Source organism: Alteromonas salexigens, from assembly GCF_025628895.1.
Classification (GTDB): Bacteria; Pseudomonadota; Gammaproteobacteria; order Enterobacterales; family Alteromonadaceae; genus Alteromonas; species Alteromonas salexigens.
This window is the reverse complement of record NZ_JAOTJC010000007.1, coordinates 81,349-99,916: the sequence shown is the minus strand read 5'-3', so window position 1 is coordinate 99,916 and position 18,568 is coordinate 81,349. Positions and strand designations below refer to the sequence as shown.

Sequence of the window (18,568 nt, the reverse complement as noted above, 5' to 3'; positions counted from 1 at the left end):
GTGTTTTCCTTACATTATGATGGTTCCGGCGGGTTGCCGGTGTGGGGTGGTACCAACGTCAGTCCTTCTGACGTCAGCGAGTAAACCGTGTCGGCCATGGCGATGGTTTGCGGCCGGTGGGCCACGATAATGCGGGTAATATTCAGTGCCCGCAGGTTGGCATTAATAGCCTGTTCGTTAGCCACATCTAGATGGCTGCTGGCTTCATCAAGAAACAGGATCGCGGGCTGGCGATAGAGCGCGCGGGCCAGCAGCACCCGCTGTAACTGGCCACCGCTCAGCGCACTGCCCATGTCACCTACCAGCGTCTGATACTGCATTGGCATACGCAGTATGTCGTCGTGAATACAGGCCATGCGCGCGGCCGCCACCATTCGGTCCAGATCGATGGCTTCCTCAAAGCAGCCGATGTTGTCGGCAATCGTTCCGGCCAGGCAACAGTCGTCCTGCATCACTGACGCGACATGTGCCCGGTACCAATGGGTGCCGAATACCGAGTTGCCGTTCAGCGTAACGGTGCCGTGGGAAGGCGCGAATAACCCCATCATGCACTTGAGCAGTGTGGATTTGCCGGTACCGCTGGCCCCCACAATGGCAATGAGTGAACCTTGGGGCACGGTGAAGGAGACATGCTCGAAAACCGGTTTATCAGCGGCGCTGTATTGAAATGCCAGTTGGGACACCTGCAACGTGCCTTCGGCGGTGGCACAGGAGGGCAGCGTTGCGGTGCCCTCCTGGCGGGGCTCAGTGGGCGTGAAAACCATGTCTGCCAACCGCTCGAAGTGTACCCGCAGCATGCTGAATTCAATAACATGGGTCACCAGGCTGTCTACCGATGACGTGAAGCGGCTCTTATACGCGATAAACGCATACAGCATACCCACTGAAAACGTATTGGCCATGACCAGTGTGGCGGCCAGATAGATGATGACGATATTCTCCAGGCCGAACAGCAGTTGATTAAGCGTAGAGGCACCAATATCCCACTTCCCCAGCCGGATATCGGTATTGAGGGTAGACACCAGCCGGTTCTGCCACTGATTTTGTCGCCGCCCCTCCTGGTTAAAAATACGCACCGGCTGAATAGCCCGGACCGACTCTATGAAATGGCTTTGTTCTTTCGCCGCCATGTCGATGCGTTGTGCGGTTAACTTACGGAGAACCGGCGTTAACGCTATTCGGCTCAGTACGTACAACACCACAAACCCACACACAACCCAGGTTAGGAGCGGTGAATATATGGCCATGACCACCAGTGTCACGAGAGCCATCACACCGTCGAGCACCGCAGTGACCAGTCCGGTCGTAAGAAACTCACGGATTTTAGCCAGCGAGCCAAAGCGGGACACAATATCGCCCACGTGCCGTTTCGCGAAATAATCCAGCGGCAGCTTTAGCAGATGCTGGAACACGTTGGCCGACATTTGCAATTGCAGCCGGGAAGAGACAGACAAAATGACCAGCCGGCGGACCACGCTGGTAAAGGTTTCCACACACAGCAGTAAGCCAAAACCGAGGGCCAGCACCATCAGTAAATCCTGTTGCTGGCGCAGTAATACATCGTCGATCACCGTCTGCATATAGTAAGGCGAAGCAATCGAGAACACCTGTAACAACACGGATAACACCAGCAGTACAGCCAGTGCCCGTTTCAGTCCGGTGATGCGTTGCCAGAAGTAACGGAACGACAGACGGGGAGAGGCAGGGGCTGGCTGAAAATCACTGGCGGGCTGCACCTCAAGGGCGACCCCGGAAAAGTGCCGGTCAACCGCCTCCCAGTCCAGTTTACGTTCGCCTACTGCGGGGTCGTGCAGGGTGACACCTTGTCTGGTCACCCTGGTTAATACCACAAAGTGCTGTAAATCCCAGTGCAGGACGGCCGGCAACTGCAGTTGCTTTAAATCGGCTGGCTCGGCTTTCAGTGCACGTGCAGAAAGGCCAAGAGCTGTGGCGATATCCATCAGGTTTTTCAGAGTAGCGCCGCGCTGGGAGACCCCGTAGGTTTGGCGCAGGCTGGTCATATCCAGGCCGGCTCCATGGAAGTTCGCCACCATACACAGGCAGGCTAAGCCGCATTCTGCGGTTTCGCTTTGATATATCACGGGGACCGACCGACGCAGACGTAAAGGCAGTGCGAGGGCGGGCAGAGAAGGGGACAGTGTGTTCACAATTATAGTCTCCCGGCCAGTGAATACAGCGGCTCAAACAGCCATTCAGCCAGCGTCCGCTCGCTGAGTTGGACGTCGGCGGTAAACGTCATACCGGGCCGGAGTGCGACGGGTTTACCATAAGCCGCCAGGTGTTTGCTGGCGAGCACGGCACGGGCCAGATAGGCGGGCTCATTTACCGTCACCGGTGCATCACGCAGGTCGCCGGGTAACACCACAGCCGCGGAAAAGGTGCGGATTGCGCCTGCCTGCATGCCAAACTTCTGGTAAGGAAACGCATCGTAGCGAATGGTGAGCGCCTGTCCTTCATTTACAAACCCTGCCGCCCGCACCGGCACCAGCAATCTCGCTTCCAGATCGGTGCCTTGTGGCAGCAGCGTCATCAACGGCACCCCGGCCTGGGTGAACTGACCGACATGGGCAGTGAGCGAGCTTATCACCCCATCGATGGGCGCCCGGATGAGCCCCTCGGCGGCCGCTTCCAGCCTGGCAATGTGTTGACGGAGGGTACTTTGGTCATCCAGTAATGAAGCAGTCGCATCCAGGTGTTGGCGGGGTAACTGACGTAGCTGTGCCTGATTGTCATGTAAGGCCTGCTGACTGCGTCGTACGTCTCGTTGCAGCTGGTGTAACTCTTGCTGAATTTGCAGTTGACTGGCGGTCAGCGTCTGCAGGTCCTGCTGGGGCGCCAACCCCTCAGCGACCAGCGGTGCCAGTTGTCGGTGTTGGGCCTGCGCGAGCGCAAGCCGCTCATTGGCCAACTCCAGTAGCCTAGTAAGCTGGGCGAGGTCGCTTTGATAGGAGTTTATAGTTTGGCGAAGACTTTCCTGTTGCTCCGTGTGGCGTTGTTCACTGCGTTGCAGGCGTGCCTCTACCCGGTTCAACTGAGCCTGATATTCTTCGAGTAACGTGTGTTCCATTGATTTTGCATGGGTGCTGCTGGTGGCAGTGTTCAGTTTTACCAGCGGAGTGCCCGCACTGACTTGCTGGCCTTCCCGTACCAGTATCTCGCTGATCTGGCCACCGTTGCCCGCCGCATGCACACGCAACGCACCACCGGCAGGCTCAAGCCAGCCGTTCACGGTTTCTTTGCGGCTAAACTGCTGAGTGGCGAGAAACATGACCACCACCGCAAGCCATATCAACAGCAGCAGTGTAATCACCTGAGCGGGCAGGCTGGGTGTAATCAGCACCGATCCTGTCAGACGCTGGCGCTGATGCTCAATTGCCTGGGGCCGAAATAACGTATTGCGCATAGTGTTCGGGCAAATCCTGAGTAAGTGAAATAGGGCTCAATGTGGTACCCGGCCTGTCTCTTCCATGCAGACTGTCCAATCCCTGGCATCGTAATCCCTGACGCCTCCTTTTGGTTGCTGGCCGGGTACCCACTGAGTAATGTCAGTCATCCTTGCTGACGGAATTTAAATTAGGCTGGCCTGCGATGAACGACAATTTTGCCGCGGCCAGTAACTTCTGGAGCCCACGGGGCACAGGGCATGACCCGTTATTTAAAGCGGCTGGCGCATTTTTGAAAGTGGGAGGCGGTGTGCATTTTCAGCACTTAGCGAAGGTAAATAAGCCAAGTTTATACCGGTTATCAGAAGGCCATCAAAGGCCGCAGTTGTGTAAAGACTGTGCTATAACATTCATCACGGAGATAAAAAGTTCATATTCGAGCAACGATAAAAAGCAGTGAAGGAACCCGCATGTTTGTACCCAGCATTTTGTTAAAACAGCTATATACCCACGGCAGCCTGACGAAAACGGAGGACGGTCTGTCGTTTATGCTGAAGAACCGCTTAAAGGATGCCACTTTAAAAGAACTCAAGTGGATTTCCCTGGATGGCGAAAAGATCCCGGAAGATAAAATTACTCTGCAGGTAGGCCGGGACACGTTATTGAGTGTCAGCGAGTTAAATGCGGCGGGGGAAACCCCCTTCGATTTGAAGCAAGTAATCACCGTGTACTTACAAATCGATGAATCAGTCAGCCCGGAAAAGCGCAAGATTGGCATTTCCTTTGTGGCTTCGCCGTTCGGTAAGCTGAAATTCGATGTGGTGGATAACGTGACCGAACCGTCAGACAAGGACGTGCATATTCCCCGTGATGCCCACGATGACTACGGCCCGGATATCATTAAAAAGCGCCAGGCATACTTTGAGAGTCAGACTGGTGGCCGTATCGATCACGTCGGCAAGTACTCGATAGATCCGAACGAACTGAAAGGGAACATCGAGCACTTCATTGGGGTGGCGCAGGTGCCTATTGGCATCGCCGGGCCACTTAAAATTGACGGCGAGTATGCTAACGGCGAGTTTGTGGTGCCACTGGCCACTACCGAAGGCACGCTGGTGGCTTCGTATAACCGCGGTATGAAATTACTGAATATGAGTGGCGGCGTGAAATCGACGGTGGTGGATGACGCCATGCAGCGCGCACCGGTATTTGTCTTTTCCGATGCCCGCAAAGCCAGAGACTTTGTGGCCTGGGTGAAAGAGAACATAGGGGTAATCCGCGAAGAGGCCGAAGCCACGTCGAGTGTGGCCAAGCTCACCTATATCGATCACTACCTGTCGAACAAGTTTGCGTTTTTGCGCTTCAACTACCGAACCGGCGATGCGGCCGGCCAAAATATGGTGGGACGGGCTACCTTCGCAGCGTGTGGCTGGATCCTGGACCATTACGAGGGTATCGAGAATTTTTATCTGGAATCGAATTTCGCCACCGATAAAAAAGCCTCGCAAATTAATATTATGCGTACCCGGGGTAAGCGGGTGACCGCTGAAGCTACCATCAAGCGTGAGCATCTGCTTAAAGTAATGCGGGTCGATCCCAAGCAAATTGATTACCACGGACGAGTGGCAGGGGTGGGCTCGTTTTTATCCGGGGTGAATAATACCGGGTTGCATTCGCCCAACGGGATCACCGCAATGTTTATTGCCACTGGTCAGGATGTGGCAAATGTTTCGGAATCGTCAGCGGCCATTTTGTACTCTGAGCTTACCGACGAAGGCGATCTGTATCTGTCTATTACCATTCCGTCGTTAATCGTTGCCACTTATGGCGGAGGTACTGGTATTGGTACGCAGCGGGAATGCCTGGAACTGATGGATTGTTATGGCCGCGACCGGGTGCTCAAGTTTGCTGAGATCGTCGGCGCGGTAGCCCTGGCCGGCGAGATTTCGCTGGCGTCGGCTATTTCGTCCTCTGACTGGGTGTCCTCTCACGAACAGTACGGCCGTAACCGCTAACGGCGTAGTTACTACAAAAAAAGGCCGCCGGGTTTCCCCTGCGGCCTTTTTTAATTATTGCGGTGCCGGTATGGCGCCAGCGAATTAATGCTCCCAGTGATACTTATGGGCCTTCGCTTCCACTTCTACAGCAGTATCCTGTGGCATAAAGGTGGCATTATCCTTTTCGAAGAAGAACGGCTTACGCTCGGTTTTGCTGCCTACCTCATTCATGGTGGCAGCTTCATATACCCGACCATTGATCACCGTGTACTCAACGTACTCGCTGCGTCGCAGGTTGTTCAGTACCTCACCATCCATCACGACCAGGTCGGCCAGCTTACCTTTTTCGATACTGCCGATATCATCGCCCATGCCCAAGTGGCTGGCACCGTCGATGGTCGCGCCCCGTAATGCTTCCCACGGAGTGAAGCCACCCTGTTCCATGATCCATATTTCCCAGTGGGCCGCCAGCCCTTCACGTTGGCCGTGAGCACCAATATGGACGCTCACGCCATTATCGCGCAGAGTTTTGGCGTAGCTGGCCACGTTCTGGTGGTTGTACTGGTTATCCGGGGCAGTAGGCCGGCGAATGGCCCGTTTGTCCAGAATGAACGACGGGGTGTAGCGCAGCAGACGTGGGTTCTTCCACACTTCGGTACGGTCATAGAAGTACTCTTCACCCATCATGCCGCCATACGACACCACGAAGGTGGGGGTATAGCCGAAGTCGGTGGCTTTCCATAGCTGGGTAAGATCATCATACCCGCGGGGGATAGGCAGGCTGTGCTCCAGTCCGGTATGGCCGTCTACCAGCATAGAGATATTCTGCTGGTACTTACCGCCGCCCTCAGGCACTACCATCATGTCCTGATTGCTGGCGGCCCACAGCACCTGCTGGCGCTGGTCACGACGGGGCTGGTTATAGCTTTTTACCGAAATAGCACCGCTGTCTTTCAGACGCTGCACATGGAAATAGGCATCGTCGTAGTTGTCGATAATGGCTTTGTAGCCGAGCGCCTCGGCGCCGTACAGGATTTTGCCGGTGGAGTAGATGCGCGGAGCAACAATATCACCGGCACGCTGCAGCTCGGAGGCGGCAAAGATTTCAGTGGTGTCATTCGAAGGATCATGAATAGTGGTTACCCCGAAGGCTAAATTGGAATACTGGCTCCAGTTCTGGTTAGGGATAATCTCATTGCGGCCCTGGGCGCCGTGGGCATGAGTATCGACCAGCCCCGGCACGATGGTTTTACCGCTGGTATCGATGCGCATGGCGGTGTCCGGAATGGTCACTTCGCCCACTTTACCCACGGCTTCAATGCGGTTGTCCTTAATCAGGACCACCCCGTCATCAATAATTTCCTGCATATTGTCAGCGTCACGCATGGTGACAACCTGACCACCAATTAACGCCTTGTAGCCAGAAGGCTTGTCGGCATCCACCTCAAAAGACAGGTCGAGCCCTTTGTCTTCCGGTTCGGGCAGGGTTTCAGGGCTACCGTCGACAAAGGCAAAGGCGTCCTGCAGACTGCGTTCAAAGTAATACGGGCCATGGAACCAGCCCACCCGCTGATTGTCCGCCGACCAGGTAAGGTACTCACCGGCGCGGGCCGACAGCTGCGTCACCGGCAAAGAGGTCATTTTCGGGCCTACCGTAATCTTCTTGCCGTTCTCAACAAACGGTGCCACGTAGGTGTTGAACTGATGAACAAACGCCACCCATTGCTTGTCATGGGAAAGGCGATACTCACTGACTTCATCACCGCCATAAAGGTGAGTGCGTTTATCATTGCCTTGCAGGTTTACACTGCTGAGCTGGGTTTCCGGGTAAGGCGTGCCACCTACTGATTCGGTGAAAAATACCCGGCTGTTGTCGCCGGCAAAGTGGGCATTGCGGCCGCTTTTCGCTACCCGCTCGGTTTCACCCGTGGCCAGATCGGTGACATACAGGCCAGGATCCACTGAATATTTCGGATCCAGCAAATAGCCACCGGTAAACTTACGGTAAACCACTTTGCTGCCGTCAGTGGCAAATGCCGGCTCAATATAATGACCAGGCTGCGAGGTAATCACTTTGCTGGTGCCGCCGGACGCCGGAATGACGCGTACACTGCCCAGTTCCTGATCGTTCCAGGTAGTGTACACAATGGATTTTCCATCATTAGAGTAGCGAGGATAGTACTCATCGTGACTGTCCTGACTGGTCAGGCGGCGAACTTTGCCTGATTTCAGATCCCGGATATACAGCTTACCCAGTGCCTGGAACAACACGCTGTTGCCGTCAGGCGAAGCCTGTGACCAGCGGATCATGCGCACATCAACTTTGTCGGGCGCAACATCGACGTCAAACCGCAAAGCATCGGCATACTGAAGCGTGGCCTCTACCTCCACGTCTATAGCTGACACGGTCTTATCCGCTAGCGAGGTCTTATGGAATTTACCGCCGGTCCAGTACACAATCGCGGAGGAGTCTGGCATCCAGTCAAAATAGGCAAAATAGCCTTCGGTACCAAAGCCTTCCTGCATATCCCGCTCAAGCGCAAGGGTAAGCGGAGTTTCGGTACCGGCTTCTACGTCTTTAATGAACAACCCTGTGCGGTCTTTCACCCGGCGCACAAACGCCACGTACTTGCCATCCGGAGAAGGCGTGGGGACTACCGCACCGCCTGTGCCGCTGATATAGCGTTCTTCTTCGCCGGTTTCACGATCGAAGCGGGTGATGGCAAAAATGCCTTCAAGCGGATCCCGGTTATATTCGAATTGGCTGCCCGGTACGGTATTCTGAGTGTAATAAATATATTTGCCGTCAGGTGAGAATGCCGGGTCGGTGATGTTTTGCTGGTCACGCTTACCGTTCACCCGTGCTTTAATTTGCAGGCCATCCCCGCCATTGCGGTGATACATCCAGATTTCCCCGGCCGGAATACTGCGGCTGGACATAATGCCTTTGGTAACCACCAGATACTCACCGTCCGGACTCCATTTCGGGGAGTGAATAAGATTATTCTTTTCTTTGGTCACCTGGCGCAGATTTTCACCGTTGCTGTCCATTACCCAGACGTTCGATACGCCCCCCCGATCGGAGATAAAAGCAATGTGATTACCGTCGGGCGAAATGGCCGGGTGGATATTCCAGGCAAAGTCCTGAGTGAGTGGCGATGCATCGCCGCCATCCACCGGTACCCGGTATAGATCGCCCAGCATATCAAACACTATGTAGTCGCCGGATGGCGCGATATCCAGGCTGGACCAGGTGGTTTCGTTGGTATTAATGGTCACTTCATTCAGCGCAAACGGGGGATTCAGGACATCCCATTCTTCCGTGTTGTAGTCAGTTGAGCTGGTGGTTTCCTGCGCGACAGCAGTGGCCGGGCCAAATGTCAGGCCCATTATTGCTGCCGCAAGCAGCGTTTTTGGAGTAGTTATCATGGTAGGAATCCAACTTCTAATAGATTAATGCTTCGCCGGCGTCACCCGCGCGGTTAGTAACATTTCTGCTACAAATGGTTGTCATCGTAAAGGAATTACCGGTAAATGCGAGCAGAAAAACGATTAGCCGCGGGCTGGTTGTGACGAGTGGAGGGCAGGATGAGGTGTAACAACCGATAACCATACCAACAAGTTATAATTCTGGCGAGGAGTGTCCGAACAAAACAGGTATCTTCTTCCTAAAACAATCCAAATAGCACTTAACCTGCGTACAGACCTTAAACATTAATAATATGTTACTGGCGAGGCGGCATGGAATGGGGTGAACGATGCATTTTACGTGGTAGTAAAACCCACGCATCAGACAGTGACCGTCACTTGCAACGCCATTGCTACAACGTAGTCAGGGGGGGCCGGAGTTATCCCTTTACTGCAGGTCCCTGGCTAATAAATATTTCTTCTTACCCTTTGTTCGCTTTATACAAATTTCGTTTGTTTTCTATACTCAGTTAACCGTGTGGCGGGTAGCTATGCATAGAAAGTGTGCGAATACCTGTGTTGGGCGTGTTAAGTAAAAAAACGCAGCAAAATCTAACGAGGATTATGCGATGTCGGAAAATAATGATAAAACGCTAGCGGATAGCGACGAGGAGAAAGTGCTCGTCAATCCTATCCCCTTCTACGGCTCGGTAATTGGAATTACCGTGTTTGCCTTGTGGGCAATGTTCTTTACTGAAAGTGCCAGCAGCGTGATAGGTCAGGCCCTTGGCTGGATCTCTTCATCGTTTGGCTGGTTCTATTTTATCGCTGTGGTGGCGTATCTGCTATTTGTCATAGTGGTCGCGCTGTCGCCATGGGGAAAAATACGCCTGGGGCAGGATCACACCCGACCGGAGTTTCATGTGCTCACCTGGGCAGCCATGTTGTTTGCTGCCGGTATCGGTATCGACTTGTTGTTCTTCTGTGTGGTTGAGCCAGTGACGCAATTCCTTGCGCCGCCTGTGGCGATGGGCACGGAAGCAGCGGCCGCCCGCAACGCTATTGAGCTTACCTTATTCCACTGGGGCTTATCCGGGTGGGGGGTATATACCCTGGTCGGCATGACGCTGGCATTTTTCAGCTACCGCCACGGGCTGCCGCTGGCCATTCGTTCTGCGCTGTATCCGCTAATTGGTAAACGCATCTATGGCCCAATCGGACATACGGTGGATATTGCTGCTGTGTTAGGGACGGTCTTCGGCCTGGCCACCAGTTTAGGGATAGGGTTAATCCAGCTTAATTACGGCCTCAATCATGTGTTCGGCATTCCCGAGGGGCTGACAACGCAAATTGCACTGGCGATAGTGGTGATTGTATTTGCCGCAATATCGGCCGTTACCGGGGTTGAAAAAGGCATCCGTCGGCTATCGGAGTTCAACATGGTGCTGGCTATCCTGCTCATGTTGTTCGTGCTGTTTGTGGGCGAAACCCGCTTCCTGTTAAATGCGCTGGTTACCAACATTGGTGATTATTTCTCGGGCTTTATCGCCCTGTCATTTGAAACCTATGCCTTTGATCCACCTACTGACTGGCTGAATGGCTGGACCCTGTTTTTCTGGGCCTGGTGGATTGCCTGGGGTCCGTTCGTAGGCTTATTCCTGGCGCGGATATCCCGTGGCCGTACCATTGCAGAGTTCGTGGCCGGCACCCTGATTCTGCCACTGACCTTCATGATTGTGTGGATGTCCATTATGGGTAACAGCGCCATTGAGATGGTCATGTCCGGCGCCCAGGAATTCGGTGAGCAAGCCATGAATAATCCCGGCTCTGCTATCTATATGTTCCTGGAACGCTTCCCCTGGGCCGGGCTAACCACCATCGTGGTAAGTATTCTGGCCTTCGTGTTCTTTGTGACCTCCGGTGACTCCGGCTCGCTGGTGTTGTCTAACCTTACGTCAATTCTCAAAGACCCGTACAGTGACGCGCCATCATGGATGCGCATTATGTGGGCCAGTATCATTGGTCTGCTGACCATTGCGCTGTTACTGGCCGACGGGTTAACCGCATTGCAAAGTGCCGTGGTGGTCACCGGGTTGCCGTTTGCCTTTGTCCTGTGCGTGATGATGGTGGGCTTGTATAAAGCGCTACGGGTGGAAAGTCTCAAGCAGCAGAGCATCGACACTAACCTGCCGGTTCACCCACATGCTGACGAGGCGGCGCAGAACTGGACAGAACGGTTGCAGCGCGCGGTAAGCTTTCCAAATGAGAAACAGTGTCATCAGTTTCTTGACGGGGTAGCCAAACCGGCCATGGAAGATGTGAAACAGGAACTGGAAGCCCGGGATCTCACCGTAGCCCTGGTGGACAGAGACGACACCACCGGCGATTATCTGTCGTTGCGGGTGGATTTACACAGCGCGCAGGACTTCTACTACGAGCTACGCCCCAGTCGTCATCTCATGCCTTCATTTGCCACCCGTTCGGCGAAGGGCGGTGATCGTTACTATCGCGTTGAAGTGATGCTGGTCGAAGGGGGGCAAGGCTATGATCTGATGGGTTACTCCAAAGCTCAGGTTATTGCTGACATTCTTGAACACTTCGAGCGGCATATGCACTTTCTGCATGCGCAGCGCTCACAGCCAGGTGCTGACGTGGCCCTGTTCAAGCCGCAAAATGAGTAAGCAGTATCGCGCGGCCTGACGCCGCGCGACCACTTTCTCTTACCCATAAAAAAACGCCGTGCCCGGTAATGGTCACGGCGTTTTTCTGTGTAGTGCGCAGGCTATTTATGGTTGCTGCGGCGATGTGACATGAGGCCGGCAAGACCTAATGAAAATAATGCAAACGTGGCGGGGGCAGATACTTCGTTAGCGCCACCATTATCACCACCATTGTCACCGCCTGTATTCCCAGAGCCATCACCCACTGCGGCAATGCCATACATTAAACCGCTGTTGGTGGTATCAGGATCGTTGTCCAGGAACGTGAAATCAGAGTCGGAAGAGACCATCATAGAATAAACACTGTATGAACCGGCTACCGGGCCCGTCAGCGTGATGGAATCGCCGGTATCGGCAAACGCACTGCTCGCCCACGCTGGCAGGTCCAGTTCATCGGCGTGGAAGAAATAAAGGGTGCCATCACCGTTAAAGCTGACCGAGACTTCCAGGTCGCTGTTGCTGTTGTCGGTTTGCGCGGTTTCAATGTAGTCCGCACCCATCAGGTACTCCGGGACAGACAACCAGGTCTCGCCACTATCTGAAAATGCCGATGATCCGTTCATCAGCGATTCTTCATTGAGCGTGTAAGAAGCCGAGGTGTCGTTTGTGCTTACTGACGAGATGATACCGGCCTGACTGGTTGCTGCCATAAGATAGCTTGAGGCCACCAGGGCAGAGTAGGTTGCTACTTTTTTCAACATGGTTATTCCTTACTTATTTGTTTGAATCTCCGAATAATCCGGCTTCCTGTGACGCTTCTGAAACCGGTCAGATGGGTAAGCAATAACCACACCTTAGGCCCTTAACCTGTCATTAACATTTTGTATGGCAGGCATGGCAAGGGGTATAGCCAGGCCGGGCATCCTGTTGAGGTAGCGTTATAGCTGTGCGTGGGGCGTTTTAAGCTAAGTGTCTGTAAAAATTATAATAAATTGTAAAGGTTACAGCGTCGCTGCGAATAAAACTCCCTGCCTGTCTCTTGGTGTAGTGAGGCGCTGACTAAACTAAATCTGATTAATTAATGTACCAGAGTACACATGCGCGGCTGCGTCGCGCGGACACCTTTTATTTAATTGAGAGGAGGGACGAGATGGCAAAAGATCATGGCAACCAGATAAAAGATGACAGTACCTATGAAGACTTACGTGATAAGGGCTATAGCAAAGAGAAAGCGGCCAGAATTGCCAATGCGCAGGCTAACGACAGCCAGCATCCCTCAAAGAAAGGCGGCAAACACCACAAATACGAGAAATGGACCAAAGACGAGCTTTACGATAAAGCCAAAGACGTAGGCATAGAGGGTCGCTCCAATATGAGCAAAGATGAACTGATAGATGCATTGCGCAATCACTAACGCCTGACTTTAAAAAACTGGCAGGCGCCGGGCGCTGCCAGTTTGTGTAAACCCGCCGGCGTCAGACAGAAGAAGCCGGCCAGGATAAGAACACGGATTGCCGCCCGGGCAACCGGATCAAGCCGGCGCTGGGCGGGCAGTGTCTATGTCATGGTGACAAACTCTTCCGCGCTGGTGGGGTGAATAGCCACACAGGCATCCAGATCGGCTTTCGTTGCACCCATTTTCAGCGCCACACCAAAGCCTTGCAGAATTTCATCCATGCCGTGCCCGATGCCGTGCAGTCCGACCACTTTTTCATTCTCACCCACACAGACAATTTTCATCTTCGTCGCCTGACGATGACGGGTAACCGCAGAGAACATAGACGCAAACGAGGAGGTATACACCTTCACAGCCTCTTCACCATACTCGGCCTTGGCCTCGGGCTCAGATAAACCAATGGTGCCGATGGGCGGGTGACTAAACACCACCGTGGGGATCATCGAATAATCAAGGTGGGCATCTTCCTGGCCGTTAAACAGCCGCTCGCTCAGCAGGCGTCCCGCTTTAATCGCTACCGGTGTCAGCTCCGCATGCCCGGTTATGTCGCCCACTGCGTAAATGCCTTTCGCGGTGGTATTCTGGTATTTATCTACCTTGACCTGACCCTTGTCATTCAGTTCCACACCGGTGTTTTCAAGACCAATATCGCCGGTAGACGGGGCACGACCAATAGCCCAGATAAGGCACTCGGTATCGATAGTTTCACCATTACTCAGATGAACCTTCAGATGCTTGTCAGCCACTTTTTCCACTTTGTCCACTGAGGCGAAGGTATGCAGTTTAGGGCCTTCCTGATTAATAAGATCGACCAGGGTTTCGTGAATAAGCGGGTCAAAGTTACGCAGCGGTGCGTGTTTGCGCACCACCAGGTGCGTGTCGGTACCCAGGCTGTCCAGCACCCCGGCCAATTCCACGCCGATGTAACCCGCGCCCACCACTACTGCAGATTTAGGCTGGTCATTAAGTGCAAAGAAACCATCGGAATCGATACCGAATTGGGCGCCTTCAATGTCTGGGATCACCGGGTGACCGCCGGTGGCTATGGTAATGTGGCTGGCGGTGTAGTGCTCGCCATCGACTTCCACAGTGTGGTCGTCCACAAACCGGGCATAACCTTTTATTAAGGTCACTTCGTTGGCAGCCAATACCTTGTCATAAGAGGCATGGATGCGCTGAATGTATGCCTCACGGCTGGCGACCAAGCGTTCCCAGCTGAAGTTGTCTACCCGCACATCAAAGCCGTAGTCATCAGCATAGCGGTGAATAGATTCTGCGACCTGCGCGCCGTACCACATGGCTTTTTTAGGGACACACCCTACATTCACACAGGTTCCGCCAACGTGCTTAGCTTCAATAATGGCCGCCCGTTTACCGTGTTTTGCTGCCCGGTTGGCCGAGGCAATGCCACCACTGCCGCCACCAATACAAATATAATCGAATTCTTTCATATGGCTGATATCTACTCTGGTTGCTTCCTCATTGCATTCTGGCACGAATAAAATGGGGGTACAAAATTAACGGATGCTACTTGTACTCTGGTACAGCGGATTGTGTTCACCGTTTGTCCGGCGTCAGCCTGCCCACCTGTAAGGATAAATCGCCGTTAGTTAAGGCCTGAATAACCCTGCAAATTATCCAAAATCCTAATTGCGCAATTTTCGGACTGGTCGTACACTGCGCCAAAATTTATAGCGGGATAAAGGCATGCGCCTTGTAGTGTGGTGGAGCCTGGCGTTAGCCAGTGGAATTGGCATGGTATCGAGTGCGGCGGGAGCTGCATTTGATGCACTCACAGTAGATCCCTTTGCGTCGGTGCTGCTTAGGTATGAAAATGATATAAATACAACCGGTGTGGTCGATCGGGAGCGGGTAAGGCTGGTTGGGCATGCCGGCGTGCAGGGGCAGCTCTTACCCTCCTGGCACTACCGGGTACGGTTAAGTACCGGCTTGAAGAACCAGCAAAACGTGCCTGCCATGACGGTGTACCGGTTTACGGACCAGCCGTCGCCCGACGCCGACGTTTACGTCTCCCAGGCCTATGCGGAATATCAGCAGGACACTACCCGGGTACGACTGGGTAAATTGCCCTGGCAACTTAACAACGTTACTGATGTGTTCTGGGACCGGGACCTTAACCCGATAGGGGTAAGTGGGCAGTTCAAAGTGACGGACCGGTTCTCAGTGATCGGAATGGCCGTGGCGCCACTGGATGGCAACGCCAATACCGTCGGCGAACTGGCCGCTCTACAGGGGGTGCTGACCGGCCGTGAGGGCAACTGGCAGTGGCAGTTAGCGCCCTGGCTGGTGCATTACACGGGTGACGCGCAGTGCCGGTTTGCCTGTCGCGATACCGATATCGCGCATACCTCGCTGCGCTTAAGTGCCTACCTGCAACATCACAGCTGGCGGGTTGGGCTGGATGCCGGTTACGCCTTAGCATTACCGGATGAGGTGACTGACGCGTCCCGGGACGATCGCAGCAGTGTCGCGCTGGAAGCCCGCTATGGCGCCCTCAAGGTGGCGAATGACTGGCAGGCATACATAAGACTGCTGCGGGTGGAGCGGCACGGCGTGATTGCCGAATTTGCCCAGAATGCCACGGGCCGGCTGACGACACATAATTACCGCGGGCTGGATATGCGGGCGCGCTATGCGCTGCAGGATCACTGGTGGTGGGGCGCACGATTCAGTTACCTGCAACTGCTGGAAGGGCCGGATGCCCAGGCGGTGCGGCTGCGGGTGGAAACACAATACCGCTGGTAGAGTGAGCGAGCCAGGCCATTCCGTCGTACAGACCTTGTTTTTGGGTCTGCCCATCCTTACATTCACTGCATAACGTAAATAAAGTGAGAACCGAATGACAGCAACTGCTATTGAACAAACCGACGGCCTGCCGATTTTTTCAGGCATCACTCCCGAGCAAATCAAGCCAGCCATCGAGTCTGCGATTGCCCGCTGCAAGGCGACAATCGAAGAAGTAGTGGCCTCAGGGGAGTTCACTTACGACAAAGTAGTAATGGCCATCGAAGAGGTGGATGACAACCTCAGTAAAATGTGGTCACCAGTATCACACATGAATTCTGTGGTAAGCAGTGATGCCCTGCGTGAGGCCCATGACAGTTGCCTGCCCCTGTTATCCGAATATGGTACCTGGGTGGGGCAGCATGAAGGGCTTTACAACGCCTATAAGGCGCTGAAAGCCAGTGATGAATATGCTGACCTGTCAGAGGAGCAGCAAAAGCACATCTCTGACACCATTCGTGATTTTACCCTGTCAGGGGTGGCGTTGCCTGACGATAAGAAAAAGCGCTATGCCGAAATTCAGGCCCGCCTCAGCGAATTATCGTCTACTTTCAGTAACAATGTGATGGACGCTACCATGGGGTGGACGAAACATATCACCGACGAAACCGAACTGGCTGGCTTGCCTGACTCGGCCCGGGATGCAGCTGCGCAAGCCGCGCGTCAGAAAGACCTGCAGGGCTGGTTGTTTACGCTGGATATTCCGTCCTATCTGCCGGTGATGCTGTATGCCGATAACCGCGAGCTGCGTGAAGAAATGTATCGGGCCTACAGTACCCGCGCTTCTGATCAGGGGCCAAACGCCGGTAAATGGGACAACACCGATATTATAAAAGAAATTCTGGCCCTGCGTACCGAAGCGGCGCAGATGCTGGATTTCGACAGCTATGCAGAAAGCTCACTGGCCACCAAGATGGCCGAGTCCCCCCAACAAGTAGTGGAATTTCTGCGCGATCTGGCGGCCAAATCCCGCCCCCAGGCAGAACAGGATCTGCAGGATGTGCAGGCGTTTGCCCGTGAGCAGCATGGCGTGGACAAGCTGGCCGCCTGGGATGTGCCTTATTACAGCGAAAAGCTGAAACAGGAAAAATACACTATTTCTGATGAAATGCTGCGCCCCTATTTCCCTGAAGACAAAGTGTTGTCAGGCCTGTTCGAGGTAGTGCATCGACTGTACGGGTTGTCAATTGTCGAACAGCCCGGCATCGATACCTGGCATGAGGACGTGCGCTACTTCACGATTACCGACAGCGCCGATGTAATGCGGGGCAGCTTCTATCTGGATTTATATGCCCGTGAGAAAAAACGGGGCGGCGCATGGATGGACGAGTGCCGCGTACGCCGTAAGCTCCCCAATGGCGATATCCAGCTGCCGGTGGCCTACCTGACCTGTAACTTCAATGCGCCGGTGGGCGACAAGCCTGCGTTGTTTACCCATGATGAAGTGGTTACGCTGTTCCATGAGTTTGGTCACGGTATTCATCACATGCTTACCAAGATGTCGGTGGCGGGCGTGTCCGGTATCAATGGGGTGCCCTGGGATGCAGTAGAGTTACCCAGCCAGTTTCTGGAAAACTGGTGCTGGGAAGAAGAAGCTCTGAACTTTATTTCCGGCCATTACGAAACCGGCGACCCGTTACCCGGCGATCTGCTGGAGCGAATGCTGGCTGCCAAAAACTTCCAGTCGGCCATGCAGATGGCCCGTCAGCTGGAGTTCAGTCTGTTCGACTTCCTGTTGCACCAGCGTGACGGTGCCAGTGTCGATGTACAACAAACACTGGATGAAGTGCGTGATGAAGTGGCCGTGCTGACACCACCTTCATTCAACCGCTTTCAGCACAGTTTCGGGCATATCTTCGCAGGCGGCTACGCGGCCGGCTATTACAGTTATAAGTGGGCGGAAGTGTTGTCTTCGGATGCGTTTAGCCGCTTTGAAGAAGATGGCATCTTCAACCGGGAAACCGGCAAGGACTTTTTGCAGAATATTCTGGAAATGGGCGGCAGCCGTGAGCCAATGGCCTTGTTTGTGGCATTCCGTGGCCGGGAGCCACAGGTGGATGCATTACTCAGACACAGTGGTATTCACAGCTAATGGCGGAGACCTTTGACACCATCTACGCCCGGGCCTGTGAGCGCAAAGGGGGGCCGGACATGGTGGAAGCCATGCTGCCTGCCACGCTCACACCCGGGCAGGTTAAAGCCATTCCGGATGACAGAATGCTGGCCGCGTTTACCAAAAAGGTATTCCAGTCCGGCTTTGTGTGGCGGGTAATTGAGAAGAAGTGGCCTGAATTTGAAACCGTATTTTTTGGTTTCGATATCGAAAAAGTGCTGCTGATGTCCGATGAAATGCTGGAGCAGAAAGCCTCGGATAAGCGCATCGTGCGCAATTATAAGAAGGTCATGACGGTGCGCGATAACGCTATCATGATTAAAGACGTGGCACGGGAGCATGGCAGCTTCGGCGCGTTTGCGGCCGAGTTTCAGGGCGGCGATGTGGTGCAGCTGTGGCAGTTTCTCAAAAAGCGGGGCGCCCGGCTGGGTGGTAATACCGGCCCCTACGCCCTACGCTCGCTGGGGATAGATACGTTCTTGCTGTCGCAGGACGTAGAAGATTACTTCCGCAAACAGGATCTCATCCACGGCGGCCTGCAAACGAAGCGTAGCCTGGATACTATAGCGGGCCAGTTTGATAGCTGGCAGCAGCAAAGCGGCAGGCCGCTGGCTCAGTTAAGCATGATCCTGGCCCTCAGCTGGGGCGTAAACCGCCGCGAGACCTGATTAGTTAGTTTACCTATGGATGGCAAAGCGCTGTTGCTGTCCGCCTTATTTCGTTAC

The 18,568-nt window shown here is 54.0% G+C and carries 11 protein-coding genes; 6 read left to right on the top strand and 5 right to left on the bottom strand.

Annotated features, from left to right (window positions below):
* Positions 1–14: 14 nt before the first annotated feature.
* Positions 15–2,168, bottom strand: coding sequence for a peptidase domain-containing ABC transporter (locus tag OCL06_RS07875; protein WP_262993227.1), 2,154 nt, complete (start codon positions 2,166–2,168; stop codon positions 15–17).
* A 2-nt stretch (positions 2,169–2,170) separates the two neighbouring features.
* On the bottom strand, positions 2,171–3,424 hold the full coding sequence (locus OCL06_RS07870) for an HlyD family secretion protein (protein WP_262993226.1): 1,254 nt from the start codon (positions 3,422–3,424) through the stop codon (positions 2,171–2,173).
* A gap of 450 nt (positions 3,425–3,874) precedes the next feature.
* Here OCL06_RS07870 and OCL06_RS07865 point away from each other — a divergent pair, with 450 nt between their 5' ends.
* Positions 3,875–5,419: a hydroxymethylglutaryl-CoA reductase gene (locus tag OCL06_RS07865; protein WP_308446001.1), complete on the top strand. Its 1,545-nt coding sequence runs from the start codon at positions 3,875–3,877 to the stop codon at positions 5,417–5,419.
* 84 nt (positions 5,420–5,503) lie between these two features.
* Here the strand turns inward: OCL06_RS07865 and OCL06_RS07860 are convergent, their stop codons facing one another.
* Positions 5,504–8,830: an amidohydrolase family protein gene (locus tag OCL06_RS07860; protein WP_262993225.1), complete on the bottom strand. Its 3,327-nt coding sequence runs from the start codon at positions 8,828–8,830 to the stop codon at positions 5,504–5,506.
* A gap of 608 nt (positions 8,831–9,438) precedes the next feature.
* On the opposite strand from OCL06_RS07860, the gene betT reads away from it, so the two are divergent.
* Complete coding sequence (betT, locus tag OCL06_RS07855; RefSeq protein WP_262993224.1) at positions 9,439–11,490, top strand: choline BCCT transporter BetT; 2,052 nt, start codon at positions 9,439–9,441, stop codon at positions 11,488–11,490.
* A 101-nt stretch (positions 11,491–11,591) separates the two neighbouring features.
* Here betT and OCL06_RS07850 read toward each other — a convergent pair whose 3' ends face one another.
* The gene (locus tag OCL06_RS07850; RefSeq protein WP_262993223.1) at positions 11,592–12,230 is read right to left on the bottom strand and encodes a PEP-CTERM sorting domain-containing protein; all 639 of its coding nucleotides are present in this window, start codon (positions 12,228–12,230) and stop codon (positions 11,592–11,594) included.
* A 389-nt stretch (positions 12,231–12,619) separates the two neighbouring features.
* On the opposite strand from OCL06_RS07850, the gene OCL06_RS07845 reads away from it, so the two are divergent.
* A complete protein-coding gene (locus tag OCL06_RS07845; protein ID WP_262993222.1) occupies positions 12,620–12,883 on the top strand; it encodes a DUF7218 family protein in 264 nt (87 codons plus the stop codon).
* Positions 12,884–13,026: 143 nt separating this feature from the next.
* Here the strand turns inward: OCL06_RS07845 and gorA are convergent, their stop codons facing one another.
* Complete coding sequence (gene gorA / locus OCL06_RS07840; RefSeq protein ID WP_262993221.1) at positions 13,027–14,376, bottom strand: glutathione-disulfide reductase; 1,350 nt, start codon at positions 14,374–14,376, stop codon at positions 13,027–13,029.
* Between the two features lie 256 nt (positions 14,377–14,632).
* Between gorA and OCL06_RS07835 the strand changes: the two genes are divergently transcribed.
* The 3 genes from OCL06_RS07835 (at position 14,633) to OCL06_RS07825 (ending at position 18,511) form a co-directional block, all read left to right on the top strand.
* A complete protein-coding gene (locus OCL06_RS07835; protein ID WP_262993220.1) occupies positions 14,633–15,691 on the top strand; it encodes a hypothetical protein in 1,059 nt (352 codons plus the stop codon).
* A 94-nt stretch (positions 15,692–15,785) separates the two neighbouring features.
* Entirely contained in the window at positions 15,786–17,822 is a 2,037-nt protein-coding gene (gene prlC, locus OCL06_RS07830) for an oligopeptidase A (RefSeq protein WP_262993219.1), read from the top strand.
* Positions 17,822–18,511, top strand: coding sequence for a DNA-3-methyladenine glycosylase I (locus tag OCL06_RS07825; protein ID WP_262993218.1), 690 nt, complete (start codon positions 17,822–17,824; stop codon positions 18,509–18,511). Before prlC ends, OCL06_RS07825 begins: the two co-directional genes overlap by 1 nt.
* The last annotated feature ends 57 nt before the right edge of the window (positions 18,512–18,568 follow it).

Excerpts from the sequence above, each read along its gene's own strand:
- OCL06_RS07870 (WP_262993226.1), bottom strand. The coding sequence starts at position 3,424 with ATGCGCAATACGTTATTTCGGCCCCAGGCAATTGAGCATCAGCGCCAG.
- OCL06_RS07865 (WP_308446001.1), top strand. The coding sequence starts at position 3,875 with ATGTTTGTACCCAGCATTTTGTTAAAACAGCTATATACCCACGGCAGC.
- OCL06_RS07860 (WP_262993225.1), bottom strand. The coding sequence starts at position 8,830 with ATGATAACTACTCCAAAAACGCTGCTTGCGGCAGCAATAATGGGCCTG.
- betT (WP_262993224.1), top strand. The coding sequence starts at position 9,439 with ATGTCGGAAAATAATGATAAAACGCTAGCGGATAGCGACGAGGAGAAA.
- OCL06_RS07850 (WP_262993223.1), bottom strand. The coding sequence starts at position 12,230 with ATGTTGAAAAAAGTAGCAACCTACTCTGCCCTGGTGGCCTCAAGCTAT.
- OCL06_RS07845 (WP_262993222.1), top strand. The coding sequence starts at position 12,620 with ATGGCAAAAGATCATGGCAACCAGATAAAAGATGACAGTACCTATGAA.
- gorA (WP_262993221.1), bottom strand. The coding sequence starts at position 14,376 with ATGAAAGAATTCGATTATATTTGTATTGGTGGCGGCAGTGGTGGCATT.
- OCL06_RS07835 (WP_262993220.1), top strand. The coding sequence starts at position 14,633 with ATGCGCCTTGTAGTGTGGTGGAGCCTGGCGTTAGCCAGTGGAATTGGC.
- prlC (WP_262993219.1), top strand. The coding sequence starts at position 15,786 with ATGACAGCAACTGCTATTGAACAAACCGACGGCCTGCCGATTTTTTCA.
- OCL06_RS07825 (WP_262993218.1), top strand. The coding sequence starts at position 17,822 with ATGGCGGAGACCTTTGACACCATCTACGCCCGGGCCTGTGAGCGCAAA.